Annotated in this window: 33 protein-coding genes and 2 tRNA genes; 33 read left to right on the plus strand and 2 right to left on the minus strand. The window is 26.4% G+C overall.

Translation table 11 applies throughout. From position 1 onward, the window contains the following. Window positions 1-52 precede the first annotated feature (52 nt). The 16 genes from O212_RS0108355 (at window position 53) to O212_RS0108430 (ending at window position 5413) form a co-directional block, all read left to right on the plus strand. Window positions 53-277 carry a hypothetical protein gene (locus tag O212_RS0108355; protein ID WP_024614662.1) on the plus strand — a complete coding sequence of 75 codons (225 nt, stop codon included), beginning with the start codon at window positions 53-55 and terminating at the stop codon, window positions 275-277. A gap of 2 nt (window positions 278-279) precedes the next feature. Next, a complete protein-coding gene (locus O212_RS16840; protein WP_173391482.1) occupies window positions 280-456 on the plus strand; it encodes a DUF6877 family protein in 177 nt (58 codons plus the stop codon). A gap of 4 nt (window positions 457-460) precedes the next feature. After that, entirely contained in the window at window positions 461-670 is a 210-nt protein-coding gene (locus O212_RS0108365) for a hypothetical protein (RefSeq protein WP_024614663.1), read from the plus strand. 1 nt (window position 671) lies between these two features. After that, window positions 672-974, plus strand: a complete 303-nt coding sequence (locus O212_RS0108370; RefSeq protein WP_152524857.1) for a hypothetical protein — start codon at window positions 672-674, stop codon at window positions 972-974. Between the two features lie 37 nt (window positions 975-1011). After that, window positions 1012-1188 carry a hypothetical protein gene (locus O212_RS16690; protein WP_160166412.1) on the plus strand — a complete coding sequence of 59 codons (177 nt, stop codon included), beginning with the start codon at window positions 1012-1014 and terminating at the stop codon, window positions 1186-1188. A 41-nt stretch (window positions 1189-1229) separates the two neighbouring features. Next, complete coding sequence (locus tag O212_RS16000; RefSeq protein WP_024614665.1) at window positions 1230-1646, plus strand: hypothetical protein; 417 nt, start codon at window positions 1230-1232, stop codon at window positions 1644-1646. A gap of 29 nt (window positions 1647-1675) precedes the next feature. Next, complete coding sequence (locus O212_RS0108385; RefSeq protein ID WP_024614666.1) at window positions 1676-1855, plus strand: hypothetical protein; 180 nt, start codon at window positions 1676-1678, stop codon at window positions 1853-1855. After that, window positions 1852-2040: a hypothetical protein gene (locus tag O212_RS16005; protein WP_024614667.1), complete on the plus strand. Its 189-nt coding sequence runs from the start codon at window positions 1852-1854 to the stop codon at window positions 2038-2040. The genes O212_RS0108385 and O212_RS16005 overlap by 4 nt, the downstream gene beginning before the upstream one ends. A 3-nt stretch (window positions 2041-2043) precedes the next feature. Beyond that, window positions 2044-2571, plus strand: a complete 528-nt coding sequence (locus O212_RS0108395) for a hypothetical protein (protein WP_024614668.1) — start codon at window positions 2044-2046, stop codon at window positions 2569-2571. A 12-nt stretch (window positions 2572-2583) separates the two neighbouring features. Next, entirely contained in the window at window positions 2584-2865 is a 282-nt protein-coding gene (locus O212_RS0108400; protein WP_024614669.1) for a hypothetical protein, read from the plus strand. A 115-nt stretch (window positions 2866-2980) separates the two neighbouring features. Continuing rightward, entirely contained in the window at window positions 2981-3448 is a 468-nt protein-coding gene (locus O212_RS16210) for a YopX family protein (protein WP_024614670.1), read from the plus strand. A gap of 4 nt (window positions 3449-3452) precedes the next feature. Beyond that, a complete protein-coding gene (locus tag O212_RS0108410) occupies window positions 3453-3713 on the plus strand; it encodes a hypothetical protein (RefSeq protein ID WP_024614671.1) in 261 nt (86 codons plus the stop codon). Window positions 3714-3752: 39 nt separating this feature from the next. Next, a complete protein-coding gene (locus tag O212_RS0108415) occupies window positions 3753-4085 on the plus strand; it encodes a hypothetical protein (RefSeq protein ID WP_024614672.1) in 333 nt (110 codons plus the stop codon). A 5-nt stretch (window positions 4086-4090) separates the two neighbouring features. Further along, complete coding sequence (locus tag O212_RS0108420; RefSeq protein ID WP_024614673.1) at window positions 4091-4621, plus strand: hypothetical protein; 531 nt, start codon at window positions 4091-4093, stop codon at window positions 4619-4621. Between the two features lie 236 nt (window positions 4622-4857). After that, a tRNA-Glu gene (locus O212_RS0108425) sits at window positions 4858-4924 on the plus strand. Window positions 4925-4984: 60 nt separating this feature from the next. Continuing rightward, window positions 4985-5413: a hypothetical protein gene (locus O212_RS0108430; RefSeq protein WP_024614674.1), complete on the plus strand. Its 429-nt coding sequence runs from the start codon at window positions 4985-4987 to the stop codon at window positions 5411-5413. 37 nt (window positions 5414-5450) lie between these two features. Here O212_RS0108430 and O212_RS0108435 read toward each other — a convergent pair whose 3' ends face one another. Further along, window positions 5451-8030: a DEAD/DEAH box helicase family protein gene (locus O212_RS0108435; protein WP_024614675.1), complete on the minus strand. Its 2580-nt coding sequence runs from the start codon at window positions 8028-8030 to the stop codon at window positions 5451-5453. Between the two features lie 311 nt (window positions 8031-8341). Here O212_RS0108435 and O212_RS0108440 point away from each other — a divergent pair. The 7 genes from O212_RS0108440 to O212_RS0108470 all read left to right on the plus strand — a co-directional run bounded on the left by O212_RS0108440 (window position 8342) and on the right by O212_RS0108470 (window position 13870). Then, window positions 8342-8441 (plus strand) — tRNA-Ser (locus tag O212_RS0108440). A 95-nt stretch (window positions 8442-8536) separates the two neighbouring features. Continuing rightward, entirely contained in the window at window positions 8537-8758 is a 222-nt protein-coding gene (locus tag O212_RS0108445; RefSeq protein WP_242829565.1) for a hypothetical protein, read from the plus strand. A 45-nt stretch (window positions 8759-8803) separates the two neighbouring features. Next, the gene (locus O212_RS0108450) at window positions 8804-9217 is read left to right on the plus strand and encodes a hypothetical protein (RefSeq protein WP_024614677.1); all 414 of its coding nucleotides are present in this window, start codon (window positions 8804-8806) and stop codon (window positions 9215-9217) included. 372 nt (window positions 9218-9589) lie between these two features. Continuing rightward, window positions 9590-11341: a hypothetical protein gene (locus tag O212_RS0108455; RefSeq protein ID WP_051372997.1), complete on the plus strand. Its 1752-nt coding sequence runs from the start codon at window positions 9590-9592 to the stop codon at window positions 11339-11341. Window positions 11342-11388: 47 nt separating this feature from the next. Continuing rightward, window positions 11389-12690 (plus strand): phage portal protein, encoded by a 1302-nt coding sequence (locus O212_RS0108460; RefSeq protein WP_024614679.1) that lies wholly within the window; start codon window positions 11389-11391, stop codon window positions 12688-12690. Next, a complete protein-coding gene (locus O212_RS0108465) occupies window positions 12677-13582 on the plus strand; it encodes a minor capsid protein (protein ID WP_160166413.1) in 906 nt (301 codons plus the stop codon). The genes O212_RS0108460 and O212_RS0108465 overlap by 14 nt, the downstream gene beginning before the upstream one ends. Window positions 13583-13612: 30 nt before the next feature. Next, on the plus strand, window positions 13613-13870 hold the full coding sequence (locus O212_RS0108470; RefSeq protein WP_024614681.1) for a hypothetical protein: 258 nt from the start codon (window positions 13613-13615) through the stop codon (window positions 13868-13870). A gap of 53 nt (window positions 13871-13923) precedes the next feature. Here the strand turns inward: O212_RS0108470 and O212_RS16695 are convergent, their stop codons facing one another. Further along, on the minus strand, window positions 13924-14094 hold the full coding sequence (locus O212_RS16695) for a hypothetical protein (protein WP_160166414.1): 171 nt from the start codon (window positions 14092-14094) through the stop codon (window positions 13924-13926). A 137-nt stretch (window positions 14095-14231) separates the two neighbouring features. Between O212_RS16695 and O212_RS0108480 the strand changes: the two genes are divergently transcribed. The 10 genes from O212_RS0108480 to O212_RS0108525 are packed head-to-tail and all read left to right on the plus strand — an operon-like array spanning window position 14232 to window position 19128. Then, window positions 14232-14861 carry a DUF4355 domain-containing protein gene (locus tag O212_RS0108480; RefSeq protein ID WP_024614682.1) on the plus strand — a complete coding sequence of 210 codons (630 nt, stop codon included), beginning with the start codon at window positions 14232-14234 and terminating at the stop codon, window positions 14859-14861. A 28-nt stretch (window positions 14862-14889) separates the two neighbouring features. Beyond that, window positions 14890-15225 (plus strand): hypothetical protein, encoded by a 336-nt coding sequence (locus O212_RS0108485; RefSeq protein WP_024614683.1) that lies wholly within the window; start codon window positions 14890-14892, stop codon window positions 15223-15225. A gap of 20 nt (window positions 15226-15245) precedes the next feature. Then, window positions 15246-16277, plus strand: a complete 1032-nt coding sequence (locus O212_RS0108490; protein ID WP_024614684.1) for a major capsid protein — start codon at window positions 15246-15248, stop codon at window positions 16275-16277. Between the two features lie 37 nt (window positions 16278-16314). Continuing rightward, window positions 16315-16626, plus strand: coding sequence for a hypothetical protein (locus tag O212_RS0108495; RefSeq protein WP_024614685.1), 312 nt, complete (start codon window positions 16315-16317; stop codon window positions 16624-16626). 4 nt (window positions 16627-16630) lie between these two features. Beyond that, window positions 16631-16954 (plus strand): hypothetical protein, encoded by a 324-nt coding sequence (locus O212_RS0108500; protein ID WP_024614686.1) that lies wholly within the window; start codon window positions 16631-16633, stop codon window positions 16952-16954. Then, window positions 16941-17285 carry an HK97 gp10 family phage protein gene (locus O212_RS0108505; protein WP_024614687.1) on the plus strand — a complete coding sequence of 115 codons (345 nt, stop codon included), beginning with the start codon at window positions 16941-16943 and terminating at the stop codon, window positions 17283-17285. Before O212_RS0108500 ends, O212_RS0108505 begins: the two co-directional genes overlap by 14 nt. After that, window positions 17285-17641 (plus strand): hypothetical protein, encoded by a 357-nt coding sequence (locus tag O212_RS0108510; protein WP_024614688.1) that lies wholly within the window; start codon window positions 17285-17287, stop codon window positions 17639-17641. Before O212_RS0108505 ends, O212_RS0108510 begins: the two co-directional genes overlap by 1 nt. A gap of 10 nt (window positions 17642-17651) precedes the next feature. Next, on the plus strand, window positions 17652-18218 hold the full coding sequence (locus O212_RS0108515) for a hypothetical protein (RefSeq protein ID WP_024614689.1): 567 nt from the start codon (window positions 17652-17654) through the stop codon (window positions 18216-18218). 50 nt (window positions 18219-18268) lie between these two features. After that, window positions 18269-18811: a hypothetical protein gene (locus O212_RS0108520; RefSeq protein WP_024614690.1), complete on the plus strand. Its 543-nt coding sequence runs from the start codon at window positions 18269-18271 to the stop codon at window positions 18809-18811. Between the two features lie 47 nt (window positions 18812-18858). Beyond that, entirely contained in the window at window positions 18859-19128 is a 270-nt protein-coding gene (locus tag O212_RS0108525; protein ID WP_024614691.1) for a hypothetical protein, read from the plus strand. Window positions 19129-19133: the final 5 nt, after the last annotated feature.

Below are 19133 nucleotides of genomic sequence, written 5' to 3' on the forward strand. Positions count from 1 at the left end.
AGTTATAACCTTTCATTCTCATATGAAAATCAATTGATAAGAAAGGAAAAGTATGAAAAATAAGTTTAATCCAGTTGATGGTAAAAGATATATAGTTCAGTTTATTAAAAATTTTAAAGGCAATTTAGTGTGTAAGCCTTTTAGAAAATATAATTTGGTTGAAGTAGTGTATTTTGGTAAAACATTTTATAGGAAAAATCCAGTATATGCACATTATACAAAGTACGGATTACATTTTATTAATCCAGAATATGTGAAGATTTATAAGGAGTTGTAATTATGATAAAAATTAATAACTTTAAGGATTTTCTTAATTATTCTGATAGATTACCTATATCGGTCTTAGAAGATATAGATAAAAGAATAGGTGATTGGTTAGCTACTGGTGGTACTTTAGAAGATGATTATATTAAACAACAATTTAAATATGCAGAAAGAGTTTTAAATAGAGGGTGATTGTATGTTAAGAACAGAAATTATAACAGCGGAAGAAAGAAAAACAGATGTTTTAAAGGCTTTAGAACTTGAAGAATATAAGATTGAAGAAGAATCTAAGTTTTTGCTTAAAAATAATGTTAAGTGTGATTTGGTAGTTGGAAAGTTATTAGGAATTAAAGGAGCAATAGAAATTGTTAAAGATTTAATAAGAGAAGAAAATGCGAGAAGGTGAAATGATGTTAAAGAAAGGAATTAACATAAAGATATTAAAGAAAAGTACAAAAGGTGATACACCGTTATTTGGGAAGATTATAGGAATATATAAAAACTATATGGTGGTTAATGTTATGGATAAAGATCGTAAAAAATATCTATGGAATGAGTGTTTTAATGTTGCAGATATAATAGATCCTTATGCACTAGAATTTTTAATAAAAAAAGATAAAGTTTGGACTAATGTAACAAAGGATATGATACCTAAAGTTATGTTAGGAGATAGGAATATTAGAAATATAAATGATTTTAAGATGAGTTAAGTTTGTAATATGAGAAAAATGATAAGGAGTTTAGCTTATGGAATGGTGGTTACTTAAGAATAAAATAAAAGAAAAGCTAGATATAGAAAATAGATTATATAGATGTGAATATTGCGGAGTTTATTCAATTAAAGCAGATACTTATTTTTTATTTGGTAAAAGTTTTTGTTGTAAAGATTGTAGAACTAGATGGGAAAATGAAGTATCAAAGTAATTCACAATACCATAAAAATATAAATTTAAAGGGGATAGAATATGGAAATGGTTGAAATTAGAATTCCAGAATGGAGAGAGGAAACAGGAAAGTGTTTGAATTGTGGTAAAGAAACACCTTTTTATGATGAAGGTTACTTTTGTACTTATGAGTGTCGTAAGGAATATGAGGAAAGATTGAAAAACATGAAAGAAAAATATCCAAGAATAGTATTTGCGTATGCTATATTGCTTGATAATAAAATTGAAAATTGGTATGTAGGAACAACTAATAGAAGTAATATAAAAGAATTTAATGGTTGTTGGAAAGTAAATAGATTGAATGAATATAGATTAGAAAAGAAGTGCTATATATGTGCTAATAGAGAGGAATATAATAAGGTTTTTGAAGAATTAGCACCAAAATGGTTTAAGACTTGGGAACATGCTGATGATTATAGTTTTATTAGAGCGTATTAATTCGTAATTTGAGGAAGGTGTGAAGGAAAATGAGTATTAGATATATGGTTCAAAATGATAGCATGAAACCATCATATAATTGGTGTTATATGTGTTCATTTGCAACTTTAGAAGATGCGAAAAAATTCATAGAAAAAGAAAAGAAGATTAATTCTAAAGCTAAATATAGAATAGTTAAGGAAACTACAAAAGTAGAAGGTATATTATGATAGGAGCTCAAATAAGTATATTTGATAAACCAAAAATAAAGTTACTGGAGGATTGGATAAGGCTCCATCCTCTATTAACTAAAAATAGTGTACATGAGGTTTTCTTAGAGAAAGAGGATAGTTATATTGTGTTAATAGATAAAACATTCTATGGAGTTTATAAGAGAGATACAGAGAGGTGTTAGTGATTGAAGAGCAGAGTATTTTTAATGTTATTAGCATTTACTATTATATTTACAATTAATACTACTACAGTATTTGCGAAAGGTTCAGCACATGCTAGTTCACATTCAAGCTCACATACAAGTTCTAGAAGTTTTAGTGGAACTAAGGTAAATTCAAGATTTAATACTACATCTAGATATTCTAGTAATAGAAATACAATGAGTAATAGAGTTAAAACATCAGCCTATAGTAATTCTAAATTTAAAACAAATAGTACTTTTAAGAGTAATAAAAGCAAAATAGTAAATAGCAGTAGTAATACTTATTCAAAAAGCAAATATATTAAATTTAATAGTAAAGCAAAATATGATTATAAAATTTACAAATATAGTTCAAATAATGAATTTTTTTATTTGATGCCTATAATAACTAATAATAATCAAATAGTTTATTATAGCTCAAGTCAAGATAAGGAAAAAAGAAAAATAATAAATTTTAACGATAGAAATTTACCAAAAGGTAAGTTTAAGATTGTAACAGTAAGTTTATAAGGAGAGATTAATATGAGAAAAAATATAAAAATTTTAGGATTAATAACAATAATAATAATGTCAACCTTAGGATTAGCAGGTTGTTCAGAATCAGAATCAACAAATGGATATAGTGCGTATTTGTTTTTCAATGGACAGTATATAAAGTATGATAATATCCAAAAATATTCTACTAGTGAAGATGGAAAAGTAAGTTTTAAAATGGAAAATGGTAAAGAAATAGAAATATATTCTCCTGGTAATGTAACAGTAGTTACTAAAGGAGCTATACCTGAACCAAAAGAAGAAAAATAAAGCTAATAACTGGCTAGGTTAAATTTAAAAATGAAAGGATGTGATGTACCCTCATCACATGCATAATACCGATTTGTACAGACTTAGCCAGTTTATTATAAATGAGGTGAAATAAATGAGAGAGATTAAGTTTAGAATTTGGGACAAAACATCAAATCACATGTTATATCAAGATGATTTTGAAAGAGTTGAGATAGATACTAAAAATAAAATAGTTATTACAATAGCTGATGTAGAAATCAATAAATCACATTATGCACTAGATTATGAAGATGGAATAGAAGCGGAAATAATGCAATATACAGGTTTGAAAGATGAGCATGGCAAGGAAATTTATGAGGGAGATATATTGCGTTGTAAATGTAAGAAAAGGGGATATGAGTATTTCAAAAAGGACGAGGAAATATTTGAATATAAAAATAATCTTATAGAATGGTGGCAATCAAGCTGTAATTTAGGATATAGACTTAGAAACGCTAAAGGTAACACAATGATGATAAAGCCTAGTTGCTTAAAGGCTATGGAAGTTGAAGTAATAGGAAATATATATGAAAATCCAGAGTTATTAGAAGTGGAGGAATAGAAGAATGGATAAAATAATTAAGGTACCTTTTTGTTATAAAGCATGGGGCTTAGCTGAGGATGAAGAAGGAAATAAGGATTATGGTTATATAAAAATAACTATAGATGCCAAGAAAAAGCCAAGTGATGAAGAATATGAAAAGCTTCATAAAGCTTGTGTAAAACTATTACCAATTAAAGAAAATATCGAATTAATAGATATTCAAGAATATTTAGATAATACATATTGTGATGTAGATGAATTAGATTTATTGCTTAATTATTAGCATATTGCTGACGTTAGGAAAATGGTAGAAGGTGATTATATGATAGATGGACAAACAAGTATATTTGATAATGATCTTGATATTAAGGAAGTAAAAGTTGAAGAAAAAATTAATATAGTTAGTGGATCCAAAAAGAAAAAGTTGAATTTAAATGATGAAGAAAAAGAGTTCCTTATAAATTTTCTAAATTACTATAGTAGCAATTTAATAAAATGGCATGTTAGTGAAGAAAACCAAGATACAGTTAGGGATTTTATAAATAATATAAAATTAAAACTTGGAGATATACTTCTTAATAAATTTAACATTGAAGCTAAGAATAGTGTAAATGATGTTAAAGAATTAATTAAAGATTTTTATAAATGTAGGTGATGAATATGGATAAGTTTTTGTTTGATAAGACAGAGGAAGAAATAAAGATATATTTTAAATATAAAAAACAAATAATATATTTAAAAAATCAAATAGAAAGTTTAGAAAGAAGATTAAATAAAATAGAAGATGATATAAAGAACGCTAATTTTACTATAGATTATTATCAAAATGGAGTTGGAATAACAGAAAGAGTACAAACATCACCTAATGGTAGTAGCTTTGCAGAAGAGCAAATATGTAAAGAAATAACTAAGTTAGAAAAAGAACATCTTATAATCAGTAAAAAAATATTTAGAAAAAAATTTGAAATAAGAGAAAAAGAAAACTATATAGAAAATATGGAAGGTAATTTAAAGACTTTAGATGAAGAAGATAGAAGATATATAGAACTAAAATATTGTGATAAAAAAAGTGTATTACAAATAGCGAGAAGTTTAAATATGGCTCAAGCTACAGCTTACAGAAAGGGAGAAGAAGTTATTGAAATAATTGCAGAATATAAAAATACGTTAATGTTCAGAAAAAAGGCTTAAAATGATAAACATTTGATAAAAAGATGATAAATTATAAGTGAAAATATATGAGATAATAAATATGGTCGATGGTTAAAGTTTTTCTTGAAAACCTCCTTATGTAAGAAGCATCAGCAGGGATTAAGTTCCCTGCAACATGGAAGGAATAGTATTATGAATGTGCAAATCATTCACCTTCCTCTCATAAATTTCAATACCCTTTTAACCCATAGGTAGGATTAAGTTCCTACCATTAAGGAGATATAGCTTAAGTAAAGCATAGACTTTCATTCTAAGATAAAGGTTCAAGTCCTTTTATCTCTATTATTATTCTTCATAAGAACTATTTGAGTGCTTTTTTGCAAATTGAAAGGAGTAATATATTTGAAAGAATCTAAAGTTATTGAGGAATTAAAAAAATATAATAGATTAAAAAATAGAACAATTCCTAATATATTAAATAAATTAGAAGTAATAAATTATGAATTAGAAGGTGTAAGCGGTATGGAATATTCTGATATGCCAAGCCCAACTGGTTGTAAAAAAGAATCTTATAAAAAAGAAAAGTTAATTGATGAAAAAACAGTATTAGAAAACAAATTAAAAGTTCATAAAGCTTTTGTTAAATATATAGAAACTGCCTTAAGTAAATTAGATCCTATTGCTAAAAAAATATTAGTTGAATGTTTTGCCAAAGATAAATTTGAAAAATTAAACAATGAAAATTTATGTAGTGATTTAAATATTTCACTATCTACATTATATAGAGAAAGAAAAAAAGTTATTAAAATATTTTCTAAAGACTTATATTAAAAAATGATTCCTTAAAATTAAGGAATCATTTTTATATTTATCTTTTTATAGAAAGTTTATTTAATGGAGAGCTGATTATATTCTCTAAAATATCTTTTGGAGTTAACTTTTCTTCAATAAATTTTTCTATAGCTAAATCCCTCCATGTTAAATCACCTTCTTCAACAAAAACATTCAATAATTCTCTAATTATAACAAAAATTTTATTAGCAAATTTTTTTACGGTTTCTAAATTTAAATAAAATAAATCACTTGAAACAGAAACAGCGTCTTTGTGAATAAAATTTGAATTAGTTACAAACACTGTAACCATAGTTTTTATATTATTAACTCTAGGTATATTGTGTTTTAACCATTCTTCATGAGTTTTTGCTTCTCTAATCATTTCTAAATCAAGCGGCTTATTAGAACTAGTTAATTTTTTGCTCTCTGAAATTATACATAACTCATTCCCCAAAATCCAATAAGAATCAGGTGCTCCATTAGACTTATTATTATAAGATTCAAAGCCTATTAATTCACCAAGTAATTTTAACCCTTCTTCAACGTTTGTTCCTTCACCATCTAATAACATAAGTATTTTATTTGTTAAACTTTCAAACTTATTTCTATTTGTTATTTTATGAGCTAAAGTATTTTCCAATACTTCTACAAGACAACTAATTAGTTGTGTATCTATATGCGTAGAAGAAGAATTTTCGTTAATTTTTAAATTTTTGAACCAAGTAATATTTGAATTACATGTTATAGCTGCATTAATATATCTATTTTTTATAGTATTAAAATCAAATATCCCATCATGATCAGCCATTATACAATTACAAGCGGCAAAATAATTCCATAACCCTCTATAACCAGCTAAACTATTCCCATTTATTAAACTTAAAATTTTATCACATTCGTCAATAGCTTTTTTATAATCCTTTTTCCAAAGAGCATACTGATATTTTACTTCATGAGAAGCAGCTTTCTTTAGTTTTTCATAATCTTGATTTTTAGATTGAATTTTTTCACTTCTTTCATTAATTATAACTGATTCTACATCATCCCATTCATCTGAGTGTTCTAAGAATGTATCAAAGTTTTCTATGAAATCATTTATTGAATCTGATTCAATAGATTGATCGAACCCAAATGAAATTTCAGCTTGCAATTCAGGATGGAGTAGTTTTAATTTTTTTATGCTAGTTAATTCTTTTAACAATTCATCTCCAATAATACAAACAGCAGAATAATCAGTCATGCCACGAGTACATCTTCCAATAGCTTGTGTTAATCTAGTTTTTATTCTTTCATTAAATAATATTGAAGTTGCTAATCGAGTTATCAAAAACCTTTCTTGCAAATTTACTGTTTTAGGAAATCCTATAATAAATTCTAATCTACATTCATCATTTTCGAAGTCTATGCCATCAAATCTATTTGCCAAAATTGCAATTCCTTCTCTATGTGTAAAATTTTCTTTTGAATCTGAAATATCAGAATTATTAAAAAAATTAACTTCATGAAAATCTTCTAACCTTTTTTTAATATTAGTTCCAATTCTAGTGTTTGGAACTAATATTAAAGACCTATCTACTTTTTTAATAAGACTATTCATTAATTCTAATGTTTCCTCATCTGTATATTTAGCAGTAGGAAACATAAAAAATCTTCTTCCTATACCCTGTTTATCCCAACCTGAAGGTACTGGAATAGTCTTTATATTAGACACTCCTATTGTTCTTTCAAGTTCTCCACTTTCCCCAAGTGTAGCTGACATATATATTCTTTGTTTAGCATTTGTAAATGGTTTAAATGTATTAGTTGGTGGGATATATGGTCTTATTAAAATGTTTTTGCAGTCTATATAAATATTACATGCATGTATATAATCTTTTATATTCACCCAACTATATAAAGAATCATCATCTAAACCTGAGTTTATAATTTCTACCAAATCATTCATTTTTTCAATCATATCTTTAATAGAAATTTTATCACTCCAACCTAAATCAGCATTATTTGAAGTAGAATTAATCATTTTATTATAAGATAATTCTCCGATAGACTCTTTGAATAACTCTACTATTTTTCTAAATAATACATTATTGTTATCAGAATTTATATTAACACTCCAAAATGAGGAAATATAATTTTCAGCTGAGTGGGCATCATCAAAAATTATTACATCGGGATCGTTAAAAAAAGTAGAATTATTAAAGAAACTACTATATGTAGTTACAGCTATACTCTTACATGAATTATATAAAGATTTATTAATTTGAGTATAGTCTTTAAATTTTCCTGTAAATGCTATTGTTTTTATTCCATATTTATCTTTTGATTGCTCTACAACCTGATTTACAAGTTGATTAGTAGGACATAAATATACTATTTTTTCTCCAAATTTAAGTCTTCTAAATTCTGCAATTAATAGTCCTATTAAGGTTTTTCCGCTACCTGTTGGTAGTTCTAAAGCTATATCTTTAGTATCAATATGATTATTAATGTAAGCATCAATCATGTTAGATTGATGATCTAATAATCCAGCTACTTTCCTATTTCGTAAATCTCCAAATAATTCTTGAGGACTTTTTATATTGCTTTTGTTTTTTTGTATATTCTTAAATGCCATATTACACCTCTGTTTGTAAAACTTTACTTTTATATTATCATAAAATTTCATTTAATAAAATAATATAGAGAATATTTTGCTAAAAAAAAGATAATTTGTTGAAAATGAAAAAGTACATATAGCTGTGATATAATTAAGCTAGAGATAAAAGCCAAGGGAACGAAAACCAAGGCTTTTATTTTTGCTATTTAGGGCTTAATAAAACAATCGGTGTTACTCCTACCAGGAACAGGAGTTTATTAAGCCTAAAGGGATTGCTTATCAGGGTGAAAGCAACAAAGCGACTAGGGGTGTGGAGAGGTCGCTATCATGGAGAATTACTCAAGTCAGGCTTAAGAGAGCTGATTGCTAATCAGCCAGTTGGTATTTAAATAATATCAAGCAAGGGTTCAAATCCCTTATTCTCCACCAGTCAAAATATTAATTCAAACATAGAGCATCTAGTTATTAATTAGCTAGGTGCTTATTTTATTATTAATAAATATATCAAGTGAGGTGAAATAGTAATGAGTAAAGTTAAAAGCAGAAAAGAAGTAATGTTAACTAAATGGGATAAAGATACAGGAGAAATGATATGTGCTTGTTTATTTAAAAATCCTATATGTAATAATCATAAACATTGTGAAGAACTAGAGATTATTATTAATCCTTATGATGATATAGAAATTGTTTGTAAAAATCATAGAGATAAATATAAAAGAATTAATCATAGAATGCATCAAATATAATTTACGTAAGTGTAAAATCGTAAATTAGGAAAGGAGATTATAATTATGGCTATTACTGATAAGCAAAGAGAGTTTGTAGATATCTATATAACTGGTGAAAAACTAACGGTTATAGCTAAGAAAATAGGGGTTACTAGACAGAGTTGTTATAACTGGTTGAATAATGATGAGGTTAAGAGTGAAATAGACAGGTGCTTAGCAGAAATAAAAACCCAAGCTGGGAAAAAGATGAGTAGTAAACTAGATAGCTACATAGACGAATTAGAGCGTATAGCATTTAAAGGCAAATCAGAAAAGGTTAGAGCTAGTTCACTGCAATACCTGGTGGATAGAGTACTTGGAAAGAGTACAACAAAGGCAGAGGGTGTAAGCAATGATGAGGAGGATAGTAGCAAAGTAGATATAGATAAAGAGTTAAAAGAAATAGATAATATAATAGATATTCGCAAGGTTAAGTAATGGGAAATAATAATATAATTCTAATGCATAAATGGTGAATAAATAAGTATATTAACGAATATTAATGCAAAATTATATGAATAATTGCATAAAGATTTTAGCGAAATTATTAATAAGTTAAATCTATTAGCCTTAATGCATTGATATTACTAGCTTTAGATATAATTAGATTGATATTATTTATATGCTTAAATATTCAACTAAACCTTTGTTTAGCGAAATAATTTATACGCTTAAATATATTCAAAAATATTAACTCTGGGAAATATTTTAATAAGGGTACACTTCTATTTTTAGACATCATAGAGGTGCTGCCGTGAGTTCTACAATTTTTTATAATAATTTTCAAACCTCGGAAAGGAGTCTTATAATATGTTGGATAATTTAAATATAATAATGTTTGACGGATTTGAATTTAAGAATGAAGAACAATATAGATTATATATTTTAAGGAAACATCTAACTAGATTAGTTGGCTCCGTTGAAAAGGCAAACAAAATCATCATAAAAAATAATAATAATCTTTGGGGTAAGAAAGGACTTGCATATTCTTTAGGAGAGAAGGATTTTGAATTCTTCTGTTTATATTATCTTCAAGATACATTTATCCCAAAACCTAATAATACAGCAAGAGAACTTTCAAATACACATTTTGAGTTATGGAAATCCGTACAAAAAATGTTTATAGAAGATGCTTTTGATAAATTGGAACTTATAGCTCCAAGAGGATGGGCCAAAACTACTGTATTAGATTTTGCATTAAGTATGTGGTTACATTGTTATAAGAAATCTGTTTATACATTAGTATGTGGTCGTACAGAGGGAGATTCAGAAGAGTTCTTAGCACAAGTAAAACAAAACTTCACTGAAAATAAATATATAATAGAAAGTTTTGGTGAACTTGTTGATTCAAAGAATTTTACTGTAAATAAATTAGAATTAGAGTTAACTAATAAAACAAAAGTTCAAGCTATTTCATCTACTTCATCAATGAGAGGTAAAAAGTATAGTGGCTCTAGACCATCTTGTATTATTGCAGATGACTATCAAGGTAAAGCAGATATTATTACTCAAGCTGCAAGAGATAAAAAGTTTAAAACATGGGAAGAAGATTCTAAGTATGCAGGTGATAAGGCTGTATATAGAAAAGGTAAAAAGATAAAACAAGCTACAAAATTTATTGTACTTGGAACAATTCTTCATTCAGATTGTTTTATGAGTAGGCTTCTTAAGAAAAATGAATATCATCATATAGAACATAGAGTTTGTAATTTTAATGTTGATGATTTTTTTAATGAAGGTCTTTGGTTAGATTTTAAAAATTTATATTTTGATAAAAATGCTGATGATCCTGTATCTAATGCTACGGAATTTTATTATCAGCATGAAAAAGAAATGCAATATGAAACTATATGGCCCGATAAGTTTGATTGCCTTTCTACTGCGATAGATTATTTTGAAAATCCAATAGCTTTTAAGCAAGAGTTACAAAATGATGCAAAGAACATAGGAGAAAAATGGTTTAAATCAATTAGACTTGAAAAAAGAGAAGAAATTGAAACACATACTTTTCTTAAAACAATGCTTTGTATGGACCCTGCATCAGGTGGAGGAAAGCGTAACGACTATTCTGCATTTTTAGTAGGTGGACTTGCTGATAATAGTTTTAAATATGCTAGATATGCTAAACTTGAAAAAATAAATGCAAGAATTGATTTTGATAAATATATAGATAAAGCAGTAAATTTATTAAAAGAGTATATAGATATAACTCATGTTTATATTGAAAAGAATACTTTCAATGGTGCTGATGCTAACCAATTAGAAAAAAGAATTAGAGAAGATGATGTTTTAAGATATAGAAATATAACTATAATAAATGAACATCAAAAAAAGAATAAAGATGATAAAATTGCGACTATTGTTTCAGATGTTAACGGTGGACGTATTATTTTTGCAAAAGAAGATGAAGAATTTACAGAGCAAATTTTAGAATTTATGGGACAAGATTTTAGTTTGCATGATGATGCCCCTGATGCTACAGCAGAATTTGCAAATAGAATTGATGAAATAGAAGTTGTTCAATCAGTAAAAATTTTAGATAGAAGATTATTAGGTTTATAAGGAGGTGGTTAAAATTGAGTGCAACTGATGATTTAATACAACAAATTATGATTGGAAAAGTAACGATTGATTTAAATAATTCACAGCATTTAGAAGTAGTCAAAAAAGTATATGATTTGTTTCAAGCTTCTACAGAAATTTATAATAAAATGTATGATTACTATAAAAGTAAAACAGATGCAACAGAAAATTATAAAATGATTACTGAAAGGTCTAATAGTGTTATTCACTTAAATTATATGAAAAAATTTATAAAGGAAGAAGTTTCATATAGTGTTGGTAAAGATATTGCTTATGAATCTATCTCAGGCAACAATCAATTTATAAAAGATATAAATTATACTATATCACATTGGAAATCAAGTCATAATTCGGACTTAATGAAATATCTATTGATATTCAGTGAGGACTATGAACTTTATTACATAGATAAAGATGGTAACTTTAGCAGTAAGATAATAAAACCAACAGAAGGATTTGCATTGAATGATGAATTTGGAAATGTAATTTTATTTATTCATTCATATAAACAAAAAATTACTGATAAACAGTTTATAGATGTTTATATAAATAATTTTATATATCATTTAAATGATAAGTATGAACAAGTAGTAGAGCCTACTAGACATATATTTGGGAAAGTACCAGTAAGTTGTGGAGAGTTAAGTTACGAGAAACAATTCGATACAATTTACAATGATATAAAAGGCTTACAAGATGCGTCTGAAACAAATTTAAGTGATATAAGTAATGAGATAAGTGATTTTAGAAATGCTTATCTTTTATTTTTAAATGCAAGTGTTAATAAAGAAGATATTCCTGATATGAAGAAAAAAGGAGTTATACAACTTCCTGGTGATAAATCAGATGCAAAATGGCTTATTAAAAATATAAATGATACGTTTATTAAAAATACATTAGCAACATTTGAAGATAAGATGTATCAATTAACTTGCCATATCAATGCAAATGAAAAAATGCAAAGTAATACTTCAAGCTTAGCATTAAGAGCTAGATTAAATGCAATGGAAAATAAGTGTAGCTTAAATCAAAATGCACATAAAGATATTATAAAAAATAGAATTTATTTTTTATGTGTATATTTAAGAGTTAAGTTTGGTAAGGAATATGATCCTAAAGATATTAATATAAAATATACTCCAAATATTCCACAAGATGATTTAATGACAGCTCAAATTTTATCACAAGTTCCAGATGAAACTATAAGCAAGGAAACTGGAAGAAGTTTATTCAGTTTTATTCCTAATGCTATTGTTGAAGGAGAAAAAGTTGCTAAAGAAATAAAAGAAGAAAATGACGAAACTGGTGATTTACATGTTGAAGATTAAAGGTATAGAAAAGCTAAGCGAAAATCAACGTTTTTTTGTTGAAAATTTCTTTGATGCAACTGAAAAACTATATAAAAAAGAAACTGAAGTATTTAAATTTGCCTTAGAATTGCAAGAAAAAAATGCAAAAGAAATCTTTGATATGATTTCTAAAGTAATGTTAAATTACGATATTGATAACACTTGTATGAACTTAGCACCTAAAGATATAAGAAAGCTAAAAAAAGAATTCTTTAAAAATATAGATAGTGTTTTTGCTGATGAATATAGAAGAGAAAACTCTACGTTAACAACAACTTTATTAGAAGTAGGCGAAAGTAAATATAATTACAGTGCCTATTTATTAGGTTTAGGAGTTAATTTTAATATAAAAAAAATTAGTGATACAAAATTAAATAAAATTCTAAAAAATACTATACAAGGTGAAACTTATAGTAATAGAATTTATAAAAATAAAGATAAAATTGCTAAAGAGCTTAAAAAAGAAATAAAAAGATTTTTAAATGGAGAAACAAACTGCAATAATATAAGCAAAATTTTAAATAAAAAATTTAAGATTAATAAAGATAATAGCTCAAGATTAATTTCAGACCAAGTTGCAAGAGTTCAAGATGAAATTAACGAACAATTTTTTAAAGATAATCCTGAATTTGAAGATTTACTTTATTGTGCTACTTTAGATAATCATACTTGTAGTGATTGTGCTGAACTTGATGGAAGAACATATAAAAAGAGTGATGATAGTAGACCAAGCTTACCTAAACACGTTAGATGTAGATGTACTTATATTTTAATACCTAGTGAAGATTATAGACCTAAACGTAGGATTAACAATATAAATAATGAAACAATAGATTATAAGACTTTTAATGAGTGGAAGGAAGATAATTAATATGAGTTTTAGAAAGGCTAAATGTGAAAATTGAAAAAATTAAGTTTAGAAAAACCTAATGGTATTATAAATGCAGATTTTATAAGTGCTAAAATACATTTAAATGTTTATATAGTAGAAAGAAAAGATGATTTTGATTGGGATGAATATAAAGAACAAACTATAGTAGCAGAATCGGAAAAAAGAGCAATAGAACTTGCTAATAGAGAATATGGGGAGTGGCAAGTTAAAAAGAGTGTAGATTTAACAAAAGAACAAGTATTAACAAAAGCTTTTAATGCTGGATAAAACGCTTACTTTTATTATGTATAAAATAAGATGTGCTCAAATTTGAGCACATCTTATTTATTAGCTTCGTTTTTTTCGATGTTATCTAATATAGTATTAAAAAATTTACAAACATCTTTAGCAGTATCCTCAGCATTATCAGTACGAGTAATCAAACCATTTTGAATAGCTAATGAAGTTAAATCTTTAGCTAGATTACTTTTATAATTATCATTAAATTTCATAAAAACACCCCCTTTTTATATATTTTACCATAATTTACAAAATAAACATAGTGTAAATTTGCCCTAAATAAGGCGTAAAACTGTTTAAAATATATGTTTCTAGTTCTTAGGAGTTAGAAGGACAAGGAGGAAAGAAAATGTTAAAGAAAGAGATTTTAGAATTAATAAAAAATATTGATGATGAAGGTTCAGTTGATGAAGTTTTATCTCAAAACGAGTTAGGTAAATCACTTATACAAAGTGGTTTAACTTTAGATGCATTTAAAGGGAAAATGAAAGATAAAGATTTTAAGGCGTTTATGGATAGTGAAAAAGATAAATACTTCCAAAAGGCTTTAGAAACTTGGAAAACAAATAATTTAGAGAAGGAATTTGAACCTTGGATACAAGAAAAATATCCTGATTTAGTTACAGATCCAACTCAAAAGAAATTATTAGAGTTAGAAAAGGAACTAGAAAAAGAAAGAAAAGCTAATGCTAAGAAAGATTTACTTACAGAAGCTATTAAATATGCTAATGAAAAGAAAATACCATCTAGTTTAGTTGAAAAATTCCTAGATGAAGATTTAGAAAAAACAAAAGCTAATTTAGATGGATTTATTGAATCTATAAATCCATGGATACAAGAACAAGTTGATACAAGACTTGGACAATCTTCATGGACTCCAGGAAGTAGTGGAAATGGAGCAACTAAAAGTATAGGGGAACAAATTGCTGAAGAACAAAATAATGCTACTAAAGTCGAAGGTCCAAATCCTTGGGCTTAATTTTTTATAAAAAAGGAGGAATACGTAAATGTATTTTAATGCAAAAACAAACACATTTGATAATGGAGTAGAAATAATGGCTACTTACAGAAATAGAGTTACATTCACTTGTACTGTTTCAGACTCATCTGTAGAAGTCAATGGAGAAGGTAAAAAGATAGTACCTAAAGGTTCACTTTTAGCAGCAGATGGGACTATTAAAAATGATGGTACAGTAATTGGTATCTTAGCCGAAGAGGTTGATGTAACTAACGGACCACAACCTGGTTCACTTATAGTAGAAGGTTATATTTTAAAAGATAGATTACCAGTAGCACCTGAAGAATTAGCAATAAAAGCATTATCAAAAATAACATTTAGATAGAAAGAAGGAAGTGAAATTATATGGCAAGAATAGACGATTTATTTAATACTAAGGAACTTTTAAATTATTACAGAAAAAAACAACAACCTGCTATGATTGGAGATACACTATTTCCACCTAGAAAAATTCAAGACATAAAATTTGATATGATCACTGGTGCAAATGGATTACCAGTTGCAGCAAGTATTCATGCTTTTGATACTGAAACTGAAATAGCTAGTAGAGAAGCATTACAAAAAGGTGCAGCTGATTTAGCGTTAATAAAAAGAAAAATAGCAATTGGAGAAAGAGAAATAATTGCTATAAATAATCCTCGTATGGATGCAGAGTTAAAAGCACTTGTAACTGAACTATATAAAGATGGAGATAAAATGGTTTCATCAGTTCAAACTAGAATTGAAGCAATGAGAATGGAATTATTATCTTCAGGTAAAATTGTTATAGATGAAAACGGAGTAGCAGTAACATTAGATTACAAAGTACCTAATAGTAATAGGAAATCTTTTAACTGGAGTGATTCAGCTACTGCTAAACCTTTAGAGGATATTCAAAAATTAGCAGAGGCTGTTGAAGTAACTTCAGGAACTAAACCTACTAGAATACTTACTTCTACTAAGATTTTAAATAAAATTTTAGCTTGCGAAAGCGTTAAAAAAGCAATTTGGGGTGTAAATTTCGATAGAGTAATAACTAAAAATGATCTAAATACATTATTAGAAACAATGGAATTACCTAAAATAGCTACTTATAATGCTAAGTATAAAGTTCAAGGTAAAAACGGCAAATATACAACTAAAAGATACTTCCCTGAAAATATTTTATCTATGTTCTCAGAAAATCAATTAGGAGAAACTATTTATGGACTTACAGCAGAAGAAATTGAACTAATTGGTTCTAAAAATATGGAAGTAGCTAAAATGGTTGGAAATATTTTTGTTGGAGTTGAAAAACAAGGAGATCCAGTTAAGAGATTTACTAAAGCGGTTGCAACAGCTTTACCTACTTTAGAAAATGGAAATGAATTAGGTATAGCTACTATTACTCTAGCATAGGTGAGAGAAATTCTCTCACCTTAATTGAGGTGGTTAAATGTTAATAAAAGACTTAATTGAATTAAATCCAAATACAGAAATTATTAAATTACAACTTTATCAAGATGTTGTTATAAACAAAATAAAAAATTATTTAAATTTAACAAATACATCAAATGATGTAATAATAAAAAATTACTTAACTGCAATTAAAGTTGGTGTATGTGATGAAATAGAAAGAAATAAGCATAAAAATATTAGGACTATGACTCAAGGGCAAAGAAGTATTACATACAGTAATAGTTCTGCAAGTTTAAGTAATGATGTTAAAGATTTATTGCCTAAACCTTTTGTAAAGTTAATGGGGTAATATTATGAACTGCTTTTATGATAAAACATTTTTTATAACAACTTTAATTGAAGAAAAGATTCATATGCAAGTAATCAAAAAATACGTTAAATCATATGGATTTGCTTGTGATATTCAACCAATAGATGAAAAAGCAATCAAATATGTATTTGGCGAAGATGTAAAATCAAGATTACAAATGTATTGTGATGAAAATTTAAATATTGATGATGTAATTATTTATAACAATAATTCTTATAGAATAGAGAAAAAAATACCATGGGATGATTATTATCTTTATGCTCTTATGGAATGGGATTGTGAGGTGTTAGATAATGATAATACATGATAATATACCTTTGGCAAAAGAAAAGTTTTTAAAGGCTTTAAGAGATTCAGCTAATGAAATAAAAATTACTGAAACTGCTAATATTCAAGTTAATACTCCAGTTGGTGATCCTAAAAGAAAAGATGAAACTCCTGGAGCATTAAGAAGAAGTATAGTAGGTCATTATAGAGTAAAAAATGAAGGGATTTTAAAAGTAGAAATAGGTTCTCCACTAGCTTATGCAAAAAAGGTTGAATTTCAAGATAAATCTTATTTAATAAGTACTTTTAAAGATGATGAAGAAGATATACAGGATATTATAAATAAACATATTCAAGGAGCTCAATTATAATGGTTAATCTTCAATATTATTATGATTTTTTACAATCGCTATTTCCTGATGCAATTGATTTAATCCCTGAAAATTTTAATTATAAAGATAATGATTATGCTTTAGAAGTTAATTTAGGAGATAACATAAAGGATAAAGTTTATCGTGATGATGTTTATTTGCAAATTAAAGTAGTAGGATCATTACAAAATAAATTCAAGATTTTAGATAAAGTTAAAAAAATAGATAAAATTTTAAATAATTATATTATGCCAAATGAATTTTGGATAATAAGAGAAAATGTTTATAACACAAATTTCGTAGATAAAGACAAATATATTTCTGTATTAATGTATACAATTAAAAGTTATAGATAGGAGGTTTCTTATGGAAGTTAAAAGTGCTAAAGAACTTAATTTAATATTAAGCGAAGCAAGTATTTACACTGGTGATTTTAGTAAATTAACAATTCAAAATACAGATGAATTTATTAAAACATTAGATCAATATTATTTAGGTATGACTAAAGATAAAGTTACAATAAGTGCAAAACCTAAAATTAGAAATATTAAAAATGCTGCTAAACAAGTAAAGGGATTTGAAACAATAGATGAATGGACAGTTAAAATTTCAGGGGATTTATTAGACTTTAATAAAAATTATTTAGATATAAGTTTATTTGAAAAATCTGAAACAAAATATGCATCTAAAATGGGATTGATTGATGTTACAGACTATAAAGATGTAATAGTCATAGGATATAATGATGAGAATAAGCCTGAAATAATTTTAGTTAGAAATTGTTTAAATAAAGAAGGTTTAAATCTTAGTGCAGTAGCAAAAGATGATAACACATTTAAATTAGATATAGAGAATGTATATGATAAATATACAGAGAATTCAGTTGAAATATATCCTACATTTGGTGCATTAGTAAGTGGAGTAGGAGCATAAAAGAGTAGTTAATAACTACTCTTTTTATTATTTAAGGAGGTTTTTAAAGTATGTTAAAAATAGAAGAAATAAATAATAAGGAAATTAAAGTTACAGGAAAACAAGCAGGAGAAATATTTAATTTTATTAAAAAATTAGGTCTTAAAGATGAATTTAAGAAAATGTTTAGTAATGAAGAAAAAATAACTCTAAATGTTAAATATAAAATCACTAATAAAGAGTATCAAGATGAAGTTCAAAAAATAGTTAATGAAAAAATTGGTGCTGAGGAATACAAAAAATTAAAAAGTAAAGAAAAAGAAAAATTCTTTATAGAAAATGCAACAAATGAATTAAAAGAAATAGAGAAGAAACTTATAGATTTAGAAACTAGATTAGGAGTTATGAATAATTCAGATGGTTTTGAAATATTATATTCTTTACTAATTGATAGATTTCCAGCAAATCAAGATTTATTTTTTGAAATGTTAGGTAATTTATATAATGAAAAGGCAGATGACATTGCAAATGCGGGAGTAGGTATTTTAATGGCAATGATTATGCACTTAAAAGATAGTGAGGATATTGCAAATGTAATAAGTCTTTTCAGATAAGCTCTTACTTTTACAACAAAACAGGTTGTAAGGTAAGGGCTATTTTATTGAAGTATAATGCTTATCAAATTTTTATGGAGTCTAATATTTCAGAAGGGTTAGAGATATTAGAGGATTTAATAACTCAATTTTCAAATGAAAGAAATTTTGAACAATATTGTCTAACTAATGCACTAAATTATGCATTTGGAGAGAAGTGGATTAACTTTGAAGAATTAATTAGAACAGGTAATTCGATAAGTAAATACGAAATAGATGAAAAAATTAAAAAACGTAAAGATGAAAATAAAAATTTAATTAAAAAACTCCTTAAATAATAAAG

Source organism: Clostridium sp. Ade.TY (genome assembly GCF_000498355.1).
GTDB lineage: Bacteria > Bacillota > Clostridia > Clostridiales > Clostridiaceae > Clostridium.